The 11,033-nt window shown below is 73.9% G+C and carries 6 protein-coding genes and 1 pseudogene; 3 read left to right on the forward strand and 4 right to left on the reverse strand.

From position 1 onward, the window contains the following. A pseudogene (locus AC162C_RS00510) lies at positions 1 to 220 on the forward strand (hypothetical protein); the annotation flags it as partial. 114 nt (positions 221 to 334) lie between these two features. On the opposite strand, the gene AC162C_RS00515 reads toward AC162C_RS00510, so the two are convergent. The 3 genes from AC162C_RS00515 to AC162C_RS00525 form a co-directional block, all read right to left on the reverse strand. After that, a complete protein-coding gene (locus AC162C_RS00515) occupies positions 335 to 1,963 on the reverse strand; it encodes a hypothetical protein (RefSeq protein WP_484095844.1) in 1,629 nt (542 codons plus the stop codon). Beyond that, the gene (locus AC162C_RS00520) at positions 1,960 to 5,286 is read right to left on the reverse strand and encodes an ATP-binding protein (RefSeq protein WP_484095845.1); all 3,327 of its coding nucleotides are present in this window, start codon (positions 5,284 to 5,286) and stop codon (positions 1,960 to 1,962) included. The genes AC162C_RS00515 and AC162C_RS00520 overlap by 4 nt, the downstream gene beginning before the upstream one ends. Positions 5,287 to 5,521: 235 nt before the next feature. After that, complete coding sequence (locus AC162C_RS00525; protein WP_484095846.1) at positions 5,522 to 6,172, reverse strand: M15 family metallopeptidase; 651 nt, start codon at positions 6,170 to 6,172, stop codon at positions 5,522 to 5,524. 218 nt (positions 6,173 to 6,390) lie between these two features. Here AC162C_RS00525 and AC162C_RS00530 point away from each other — a divergent pair, with 218 nt between their 5' ends. Both AC162C_RS00530 and AC162C_RS00535 read left to right on the forward strand, forming a co-directional pair. After that, positions 6,391 to 7,887 (forward strand): DUF5715 family protein, encoded by a 1,497-nt coding sequence (locus AC162C_RS00530; RefSeq protein WP_484095847.1) that lies wholly within the window; start codon positions 6,391 to 6,393, stop codon positions 7,885 to 7,887. Positions 7,888 to 8,222: 335 nt separating this feature from the next. Next, the gene (locus AC162C_RS00535) at positions 8,223 to 9,641 is read left to right on the forward strand and encodes a tryptophanase (RefSeq protein WP_484095848.1); all 1,419 of its coding nucleotides are present in this window, start codon (positions 8,223 to 8,225) and stop codon (positions 9,639 to 9,641) included. A 10-nt stretch (positions 9,642 to 9,651) separates the two neighbouring features. On the opposite strand, the gene AC162C_RS00540 is transcribed toward AC162C_RS00535, so the two are convergent. Continuing rightward, positions 9,652 to 11,033 (reverse strand): SLC13 family permease (locus AC162C_RS00540; RefSeq protein WP_484095849.1); only part of this gene is annotated, 1,382 nt, incomplete at its 5' end.

Consider the following 11,033-nt stretch of genomic DNA (forward strand, 5'->3'; position numbering starts at 1 on the left):
GTTCGCCGATGCGGCGGCGCGCTTCCGGTCGCTCGGCGTCGTGTTCTGGCTCGCGGTCACGCTTCTCGAGCACGGCGAGTGGCTCGTCGCCCGCGACCGTGCGGGCGAGGCAGAGCCGTTGCTCGCCGAGGCCCGGGAGGTCTTCGGGCGCCTCGGGGCGCGGCCCTGGCTCGAGCGCGTCGAGGCGGCCCGAGCGGCCGCCCCGACCGCGGCCGCCTGACGACACGCCCGTCCGCGCCTGCGTCGGCTCCGGCCCCGTTCGTTCGGGAGCTCGGCCCGGCTGCCGTGTCGAGAACGGCGAGCAGCCGCGCGGCGGTGCCGGGAAGTCGGCGCCCTACTCGATCTGCTCGATGCCGGAGAGGACGAGCTCGGCGGTCGGCTTCCCGGTGCGGCCGTCCGCGCTCATGACCTCGACCGGCCGGACGTGGGCGGTCAGCGCGACGGCGCGGGCCCTTTCCGCGAGCGCGATCTGCTGCAGGCCGCGGTGCGGGTCCTTCCAGAGCGCGACCCCGCGTGACGGCGCATGGCCGGGAGGCTGTGAGCGCTGGGTCATGCCGAGGGCGGTCACGGTGAGCACCGAGCAGCCGGGGTCGTCGGCGAGCACGCTCGCATAGCGGGCGGGCCAGCGGGCGGCGAGCTGGGGGCCGTCGAGGAGGAGGGCGACGACGAGCGTCGGCGCGATCGAGCGCACGACGTCGGTGACGGGATCGGGTCGGGCGAGGTCCTCGCAGACGAGGGGGCAGATCGTCAGCTGCGGGGAGACGGTGACGAACGTGAGCCGGCGGCGGGGAACGCCGATCGCCTCCCACCAATGGCGGCGCGGGTCGAGCGCCGCCCCGAGGTGGTACTGGTGCACCTGGCTCGCGTCCAGGCACCACCGGTGGTGCTTGTGCTGCGGTGGCGCCTGCCAGCCCCCGGACCCGAGGTGCGCGTAGTTGCCCCCGAACCCCTCGTCGTGCCGCGCCTGCTGCCGGACGCCGGCGATCAGGTAGGGGACGTCGGCCTCGGCGAGGAGCTGCTGCAGGACGGGCACCTCGGCCTCGGCGAGCGCCCCCTCGGGGAGGACGAGGGCGTCGATCGCACCGACGTGCCGGCGGGCTCGCGCAACGAGGTCGAGTGCGTCCGCGGGATCGAACGGCTCCTGCGGCGCGTACTCGTAGAAGCCGAAGCGCGCCTCGTCCATGTTCTCGAGCGGTCCGACGACCGGCACGAAGTCGCTCGCCCGCACGACCGACGGATGCGGCAGCACGAGCAGCGTCAGCCGGTCCTCGGCGCGCCCCGCCCGCGCCGCCGGTGGGGCGACGACCCAGCGCGAGGCCACCTCCGAGCGGTCGAAGGCGAGGTGGTGCGACAGCGAGCGCAGCGTGATCCCGGACGCCGGCGGCCGCAGCTTCGGGAGGACCCGCGCGCGGTCGGTCGGGAGCCGGGCGAGCGAACCGGTGGTCTCGAGAAGCAGAGCGGCCCGCCGCTGGAACGGGGTGTCGGTGTCGATCCCGGCCCCTGCGCCCGCCTCGTCGGCGAGCGCGTGCAGGTGGAGCAGGTACGCGAGCGTCTCCCACCGCTCCGGGCGGTCGAGCTCGGCGAGCGGAACCGCGGCGCTCGCCGTCAGGGCGTCACGCAGCCGCTGCACGGATGCCAGAGCCGGCTCGCCGTCCACCGGCAGGTCGTCCGCGGCGCGTGCGGCCCACGCGGATGCCTCGTCGCGAAGCTCGGCCTCCCAGCTCTCCCCGGTCGTCCTCGGCGGCGGCCAGCTGTTGCCGGTCGGCGGGTTGACGACGAGACGGTACGCGCCGGAGTCGCCGAGCACCGCGGACGTGAACGCGAACACGTCCGGCGGCCAGCGGCAGAGGTCGTCGAGCCCCCAGCCGGGCGCGAGCCGCTCGAGCTCGTCGCCGAGCGTCAGGCTCGGGAGCGGCGCGGCCGCCTCCCCGGGGGCCGGCGCCGCCTCCTCGAGGCTCGTCACGCGAGGGCCTCCCGCCGGAGCGTGGCCTGCAGCTTCTCGATGTCGTGGCCGAGCTTCTGCATGCCGAGACCGTCAGCGATGGCTGCGGCCTCCTGCAGCAGGCGCTCGGCCGCCTGCTCGTCCCCCGGTGCTCCACGGCGGACGCGCGCCTTCGCCGCCTCGAGCTGCGTGCGCGCGACGAGCGGCGGCGAGCCGAGCGCACGGCTGCGCTCGAGCGCATCGGCGAAGTGCTCCAGTGCGACGTCGAACCTGCCGCCGGCCCGGGCGAGCATCCCGAGGATCCTCGACGTCGGCCCGAGGCAGAGGACGGCACCGCCGAGGACGCAGACGCGATCGGCGAACGGCAGCAGCAGCTCGTAGAGCTCGTCGGCGTAGGTCGGGTCGTCGAAGTGGCCGACGGTGCGGGCGAAGCTGACGATCGCCAGCTCCCAGAGGGCATCGCGGGGGATCGACGCGAACCCCTGCTCGGCGATCACGGCGACCTCCGCGAGTGCCTCCTCGCGCCGATCGAGCCCCGCGAACGCGAGGGCCTTCGTGGTGCGGACGATCGGGGACGGGCCCCAGTCGGGCCCGAACCGCTCGAGCTCGTCGAGCAGCTCGTCGGCGCGGCCCTGGTCGAGCCAGAGGCAGGACGCCTGCGCGAGGTGGACGTGGAGCGCGTTCCTGTCGTTCGCCCGCTCGCCGTAGGCGAAGGCGTGCTCGGAGAGCGCGACCGCGTCGTCGAACCGCCCTTCGAGGTGGGCGCGCATCGCGCGCAGCACCTCGGCGAACCAGAGGTGGTACGGCTGCCGCAGCTCGGCGCCGACCCGGGAGTACTCGTCGATGAGCTCGTCGACGATCGTGATCGTGCCGCGCTTGAGAGCGTCGGGGATCAGCCACAGGAGCGCCTCGAGCTGGATGTCGCGATCCCCCAGCCCACGGCCGATCGCCAGCATCTCCTCGGCGAGCGCTCGCCCCTCGTCGAGGCGGTCGGGGCCCCACAGGACGACGTTGCGGCTGTCGAGCGCGTAGGCGAGCGACGCGGGGTCACCGAGCTGTCTCGCCGCGGCGAGCGCCTCGTCGCTCAGCCGGAGCGCACGCTCCTTCTCGGGCGACCAGTAGAGCGACTGCGCGAGGCGGCCGAGCAGTCGCACCCGCTCGTGCGAGTCGCCCGGGGGACAGGCCTCGAGCGCTCGCTCGAGCACCCGAACGAGCTCCTCGTCGACCGTGGCGAACGACTCCCAGACGCCTCCGTAGCCGGTCCAGCCGCCGTAGCCGAGCCCGAGCGCGGCACGCGCGAGCGTCTGCCATGCCCCCGCCTTCTCGCTCAGCTCTGCCGCCTCCTGGAACACGGCGCGCGCTGCCCCCGCGTTGCCGGCCCGGCTCTGTGCGGTGCCGAGCAGCGTGAGCAGCTCGGCGCGCTCGCCCGGGTCGTCTCCCGCGGCGAGGTCCATCGTTGCCAGCACGCGGGAGAGATCCCGGGCCGCGTCCTCGTAGGCGAACAGGCCCAGCGCGTGCTCGCCCGCGGCGCGCCCGTAGCGGACGGCCTTCGCCGCGTGCTGTTCGCCGGCCTCCGCGTAGTGGAACGAGAGCGCCGAGAGCATCTCCGGGGCGTCGCCCCGCAGCCGCTCCAGCGCCTCGGCCACGAGCCCGTGCAGGGTCGCGCGCCGGTTCAGCGTCTGCTCCTCGTAGAGCGCCTGCTGGATCAGCGTGTGCGTGAACCCGTAGCGGCCGATCTGCGTCGCGGACTCCGCGAGCAGACGGGCCTCGACCGCCTCGTCGAGGCTCGCATCGGCGCCGTGCTCGTCGGGGAGTCGGAGGACGTCGGCCAGCACGTCGCGGTCGAACTCGCTGCCGATCGCCGCCGCCGCCGACAGCGTGGCGCGGGTCGGCTCCGACAGCCGGTGCACCCGACGGCTGACGAGCTCGCGCACGCGACCGGGGACGCCGAGCTCCCGCACGGCGCTCCGCACGCCCGCGAGCTGCTCCGGATCGGCACCGAGGCCGAGCTGCTCGAGGTGGCGCACGACCTCTTCGAGGAAGAACGGATTTCCCTCCGTCTCCCCGCGGAGGCCCTCGGCGACCCTCTCCGGCGGCTCCCATCCGATCAGCCCACCCACGAGCGCGGCGACGTCGTCTCCGTCGAGCCCGCACAGCTCGACTCGCTCGATCACGCGGTCGCGCTCGATGTCCGCCTTCACGAGCGCGAGCGGATGGCCGCGTCCGACCTCGCTGTCGCGATAGGTCGCGAGCACCAGCAGCGGGGCGGGGGTCGGGTCGCGGGCGACGTGCTTGAGCAGCAGCAGCGTCCCCTGATCGGCCCACTGGAGGTCGTCGAGCACGAGCAGGATCGGCCGTTCGACGCTCGCGAGGGTGACGAGGCGGTCGATCGCCTCGAAGAGCCGGTAGCGCTCGCTCTCCGGATCCTCGACCGAATCGGTGGGGATCGGCAGCCGCGTGCCGAGCTCGGGCAGCAGCCGGGCGAGCAGGCTCGCGTCGGGGCCGACCTGTTCCCGGAGCTCGTCGGTCGAGGCGCTGCGCACGTGGTGACGGAGCGCCTGGACGAACGGCTGGTACGGGGTCAGGGCCTCTTCGAACGAGCGCCCCCAGAGGACGGACGCTCCTTCGCCGTGCAGCTCGCGGGCGAGCTCGGAGGCGAGGCGGGTCTTGCCGATCCCCGGCTCACCGACGACGAACGCGAGCTGCCGGTCGCCCTGCAGCGCACGCTCCCAGGCTGAGCGCAGCCGTTCCCGCTCGCTGCCGCGGCCGACGAAGGCCGTCCGCGAGCCCGGGGCCTCGAGCTCCGTCGGCAGCGGCGCCTGCTCTGCGGTGAGGCGCTCCCACACGACCTCGAACCCCGTGATCGGCTCGGTCGACCCGGGCGGCTCGAGGAGCCCGACGGGCGAGAAGCGCGCGTCCGCGCCGACGGCGAGCGCGGCCACGACGCCGCTCGTGAGCACGCCGCCGGAGCCCGCTGCGCGCGCCAGGTACCGCGCGCGGGAGACGGCGTCGACCGTCTCGGTGCGAGCGGCGTCCTCCGACGCGATCTCGCCGACGTCCACGCCGACGCGAACGTCGAGGCGCTCGCTCGTCCGCCGGCTCTCGCGCTCGCAGCCCCGCACGACGGAGCGCGCGAACGAGAGGGCGTCGCTCGGGCCGTCGAACGCGGCGAGCACCGCGTCGCCGGTCGTCTCCAGCTCGCGCCCGCCGTGCGCCGCGATCGCGGACCGCACGACGTCGAGGTACGAGCGCCGCGCCCGCTGGCTGCGCGCCTCGCCCAGGCGTGCAAGGGCCTCCGAGCCCTCGACGAGCTCGCTCCACGCGAAGGCGGCAAGCTGTGTCATGCGCGCTCCCCGGGGCGTCGCGGGACGAGCCCGACGCCGTACGAGGACACGACGACGGGCGCCGAGAGCTCGCCGCTCGCGGCGATGCCCCGCCGATTCGTCGTCTCGCTCGTGCTCCAACGGTCGCGCGCGGCCGTACGGCGGCCATCAGTGTGTTCCCGCATCGTGATCCGTAGTTCCCCGCAACGGCGAGCGCCTGCGCGCCCGCGGGACGGTGGCTCGCCGGCCGCGGCCCTCAGCGCCCGCTGGCGGAGAAGTGCTGGTAGTCCTTGACGCCGCGCCAGTCGCCGCCCCAGGCCCAGCCGACCTCGCGGAAGGCGCGCACGAGCACGTTGCCGGGGCAGGCCATCCCGGGGCGGCACGGCGTGCGCCGCACGTAGCGCACGCTCGCCCGGTGCGAGGTGCGCCCGTTCGCGACGTACGGGTTCTCGATCGGGTTGACGTCGATCGCCCGGCCGTACGCGTGCTCCGACCAGCGCCGCGTCCCCTCCACGAACCGGCAGTTGAACGCGGACGTGTTGTCCGCCTCGATCGACCGGAAGTCGCTCGCGCCGTACGCGTCGACGGGCCGCATCCGCCGGATCGGGAAGCCTGCCCGGTAGAGGCGCCGGAAGACGCGGACGATGTCGCGGGCCGCGTCGCGATGGACGACCAGCCGCCCCCGGCGCACCCTCCCGTCGAAGCCGACGTGTGACACCTGCACGAGCCGGAGGTCGCGGAGCGGGACGGGACAGCCGGGCCGCCACGACACGCCGGTCATCGCGCGTGCAACGGCCGGGGGGAGGGGCGACACGGTGGACGCGAAGGGCGGGCGCGTGGCGGGCGAGCTCGTCGCCGCCGTGAGGGTGACGGCGGCGACCGCGGCCGTGACGGCAAGGGTCCTCACGAGGTCAGCTTGCCAGCCGGGATCGCCGGGCGACCAGCTCGGCACCGATCCGGAAGATGCGTTGGAGGGAGCACCGCCCGCGGCTTCGGGCTCCCGGACGGCACGGCCCTGCGCGTGCGCTCCACGACGCCTCTCGCGCAGGCGCAGCTCGGCGGTGGCGCCTTCGGGTCCACTCCGCTCGCCAGAATGGAGTCGTCATCGTCGCTTCCCCCGCCATCGTGCGTCGCCGCCGTCTCGTCGCCCTCGCGCTGCTCGTCGGCGTGGCCGTCGTCGTCGTCGTCGTGCTCCTCGCCCGGGGCCTGTCGAGTGGCGAGACGGTGCAGGCGTCGCTCCTCGTCCCGCGCGTCGACGTCGCGACCGACGACCCGCTCGCGTACGCGGACGGCGACGACGGCGAGCTGGAGCAGGCCGCTGCGTTCGGGCTCGGCCACGCGCTGTACGCGAAGAGCCCTGGCGGCGTCTTCGCCGCCGCCAAGCGCACAGCCGCGTTCCGCGACCTGATCGACGAGGCGGCCGACGGCACCGACGTCGATCCCGACGTGCTCGAGGCGATCGTGTTCCTCGAGTCGAGCGGACGCCCGGAGGTGATCGCCGGCGACGACCCTGCGCGCGCGTCCGGGCTGACCCAGATCCTGGCCGAGACCGCCCAGAACTTCCTCGGCATGCCGGTCGACCTGGCGCGCAGCCGCGGGCTGACGCGGAGGATCGCCGCTGCGAAGCGGCGTGGCGACGCCGCTGCGGTTCGGCGGCTCCGCGACGAGCGGCGTGCGGTCGACGCGCGGTTCGATCCGGTACAGGCGCTCGCCGGGACGGTGCGCTACCTGACGACGGCGAAGGAGAGCTTCGGCCGCGACGACCTCGCGGTCGTCTCGTACCACATGGGCATCGGCAACCTCACGAACGTCCTGCGCGCCTACGCGGCGGCAGGAGCGGATGTCCCCGTCCGCGAGTTCGTCGCCGACGAGGAGCTGTCGTGGGCCCGCGTGTTCTTCGACAGCTCGCCCGTGCGGAACATCGCGGCACACCGGTTGCTGCAGCGGCTCGGAGACGACTCGCCGACGTACTACTGGAGGGTGCTCGCCGCCCGCGAGATCATGCGCCTGTACCGCGACGACCCGGACGAGCTCGGGCGCCTCGCGCTGCTCCACGGGGCGAAGGCGAGCGCCGAGGAGGTCTTGCACCCGCCGGACGACACCCTGCGCTTCCTGGACGGCGACGACCTCGAGCGCGCATGGGAGGAGCGGCTCCTCCAGCGGCTCCCGGACGACGTCGCCGCGTCTCGCCTGCGCGTCGATCCGCGCATGGGCGAGCTCGCGGAGGCGCTCGGCGCACCGCGCTCCCTGTATCGGGGCCTGCGAGCGGAGGCGCTGGCGACGCTCCTCTACATCGGTCGTCAGGTGCACGCCTTGTCCGGTGCGTCGCGCCCGTTGACCGTGACCAGCACCGTTCGTGACGAGGCGTACCAGCAGCTCCTGCGCGAGGCGAACGTGGAGGCGACGCGCAACTACTCCCTGCACACGACGGGGTACTCGTTCGACATCCTCCGCCGCTACGAGCCGGGTGGCACGCAGGCGTCGTCCTTCCAGTTCGTCCTCGACCGGCTGACCGCGCGCGGCCTCATCGCCTGGGTGCGCGAGCCCGCCGCGATCCACGTCACCGTGTCGTCGGACGCGGACGCGCTCGTCCGGGCGCTGCTCGAGGAGGCGCCGGGCTAGGCCATCCGTCGGGCTGCGCGGCGTCGGCGCGCTCGCGGCTCTGGATGCGCTCCCGTCCGCCGTCCGCGCGCGTCGTCGTTCTCGTCGCTCGTGCCCCGACGTGCGGCGGTCGACCTCCCCCTCTGCGAGACGGAGGACGATTCCGGGGCGGTCCGCTCGGCGCTCGGCGCGATGGTGCCGTCGTCCGCGGCGAGCGGGCGACGCGCGTCGGTCGAGCGCTTCGAGGTGGCGCTCGACGTGACATCCGGGCGGCGACCGACTCCGTAGTCCTCCCCCCGCGGATCGGCGCCGTCCCGGATGCAGGGCGGTGCCGGTGCCCGGGAGCATGGGAGCGGATGCGTCCTCCGCCGTGGAAGATCAAGGTCGTCGAGCCGATCGTCCTCCGTGACCGCGAGCGGCGGCGCGAGGCGCTCGCGGAGGCGGGGTACAACACCTTCCTCCTGCGCTCGGACGACGTGTTCGTCGACCTGCTCACCGACAGCGGCACCTCCGCCCTCTCGCAGGAGCAGCGGGCGGCGATGGAGCTCGGTGACGAGGCGTACGCCGGGTCGCGGAGCTACTACCGCCTCGAGCGGGCCGTCCACGACGTGTACGGATGGAGGCACCTGATCCCGACGCACCAGGGGCGCGGGGCGGAGCACCTGCTCTCGCGCGTCCTCGTGGAGCCGGGCCAGCTGGTGCCGTCGAACCTCTACTTCACGACGTCGCGCGAGCACGTCGTCCTCGCCGGCGGCACGTGGGTCGACGTCGCCGTCCCGGAGGCGTCCGTCACCGACGCGCTCGCCCCGTTCAAGGGCAACATCGACCTCGCCGCGCTCGAGCGCGTGCTGATGGCCGCGGGCCCGGAGGGCGTCGCGTTCGTGCGTCAGGAGGCGTGCCTGAACATGGCCGGAGGCCAGCCGTTCTCGCTCGAGAACCTGCGCGCCGTCCGTGCGCTCACGCGCGCGCACGGGGTGCCGTTGATCCTCGACGCGACGCGGATCTCCGAGAACGCCGTGTTCGTGAAGGACCGCGAGCCGGGCTACGAGCACTGGCCGCTCCAGCGGGTGATCCGCGAGATCGCCGACCAGGTCGACGGCGCGGTCTTCTCGTCGAAGAAGGACCACTTCGTCCCGATCGGCGGCTTCGTCGCCGTCAACGACGACGAGCTCGCCGAGCGCCTCCGCGAGCTCGTGGTCGTCTACGAGGGGTTCCCGCACTACGGGGGCATCGCCGGGCACGACATGGAGGCGCTCGCCCAGGGCATCCGCGAGTCGGCCGACGAGGCGATGGTGCGCCACGAGATCGAGCAGGCCGGCCACCTCGGCCGGCTGCTCCAGGAGGCGGGCGTCCCGATCGTGCTCCCGGTCGGCGCGCACGCGGTGTTCGTCGACGCGAAGCGGTTCCTGCCGCACGTCGCCCAGGAGGACTTCCCGGCGCAGGCGCTCGCCGCAGCGCTCTACCTGGAGGGCGGCGTCCGCAGCATGGAGCGGGGGATCGTCTCCGGGCAGCACGGCGACGAGCCGTATGACGGGCTGGAGCTCGTGCGGCTGACGATCCCGCGGCGCGTGTACACGCAGGAGCACCTCGAGTTCGTCGCGGACACGGTGATCTCCGTCTTCCGGCAGCGCGACCGCGTGCCGGGACTGCGGATGGTCTACGAGCCCCTGTACCTGCGGTTCTTCCAGGCGCGCTTCGAGCCGCTCGCGCCGCTGCTCGCGGCCCCGAGCGAGCACGTCGCGCACACGGCTCGGGACAGCGGCGCCACGACCTGACGACCGCCGCTCAGACGATCCCGAGCAGCTGCCAGATCGCGATCACCGCGGTCACGAGCAGGCCGATGCCGACCAGGTCGAGGACGATGCCGACGCGGAAGATCTGGCCCGCCGAGTAGAGCTGCGTGGAGTACGCGATCATCGTCGGCGGGGTGCCGATCACGAGCGCGAAGTCGATCGACGACGCGATCGCGACGACGACGACGAGCAGCGTCGGGTCGACGCCGAGGACGCCTGCGAGCGGGATCGTGAGCGGGATCAGGATCGCCGCGGACGCCGTGTTCGACGCGACCGTCGTCAGCGCCAGGGCCAGCACCGCGACCGCGGTGACGGCGATCGCCGTCGGCAGGTCGGCCATCGCGGTGAGCCGGGTCGCGATCCAGTCCGACGTGCCGCTCTCGACGAGGGCGAGGCCGAGCGCGAGGCCGCCCCCGAACGTCAGCAGGGACGCCCACGAGATGCGGCCGAGGTCCTCGGGGAGGATCTTCCCGAGCATCGCGAGCACGACGACACCGGCGAGCGCGACGATGCCGGGGTGGACGTCGTGGGCCGTCTGCGTGAGCCAGCCCGCGAGGATCCCGACGAACACGGCGATGATCGTCCACTGGTCGCGCGTCGGTCGCCCGACCTGCTCGAGCTCCGCCCGGGCGGCCGCCCGGGCACGGACGAACCCCTCGCGCTCGATGCTGACGCCGGCCCGCCACCACAGGTAGCCGCCCATCAGCGGGAGGAAGAGCGCCACCATCGGGAGGCCGAACGCGAACCACTCGACGAAGCTGATCGACCGTCCCGCGAACGTGTCGAGGAACTCGATCGCGAGGAGGTTCGCGGGCGTCCCGATCGCGCTCCCGACGCCGCCGATCGTCGCGGCGTAGGCGATCCCGAGGACGAGCGCCTTGCGGTAGCCGAGGTGGTGGAGCGGCTCGGTCACCGCGAGCGCGATCGGGACGAGGACGGCCACGGCGGCGGTGTTCGACATGAACATCGAGAGGCCCGCGGCGACGGCGAGCATCGTCGCGAAGAGCACGACCGGGCCTCGTCCCGCACGGGCGACGATCGCGATCGCGGCGAGCCGGTCGAGCCCGTTGCGGCGCATCGCCTCGGCCAGCATGAACCCGGCGAAGAAGAGGACGATGATCGGGTTGAAGAACGGCGCGAGCGACGCGGTCGCCGTGAGGGCCCCTGTCATCGTGAGCACCACCGGGATCAGCAGGGAGGTCACGTACAGCGGGAAGAGCTCGGTCACCCAGAGCACGACGACGACGCCGAGGAGCGCGAGCACGACGGCCGAGTCGACGGGCGGCCGTCGCTCGGCCTGGAGCGCACGCTCGCCCCCGTCCCAGCGGAGGACCGGGATCAGCTCGTTCCCCCCGTCCGGCAGTGAGAGCTCGA

Source organism: Gaiella sp., assembly GCF_057140465.1.

Coding starts and splice junctions, on each gene's coding strand:
- AC162C_RS00520 (WP_484095845.1), bottom strand. CDS start 5,286: ATGACACAGCTTGCCGCCTTCGCGTGGAGCGAGCTCGTCGAGGGCTCG.
- AC162C_RS00535 (WP_484095848.1), top strand. CDS start 8,223: ATGCGTCCTCCGCCGTGGAAGATCAAGGTCGTCGAGCCGATCGTCCTC.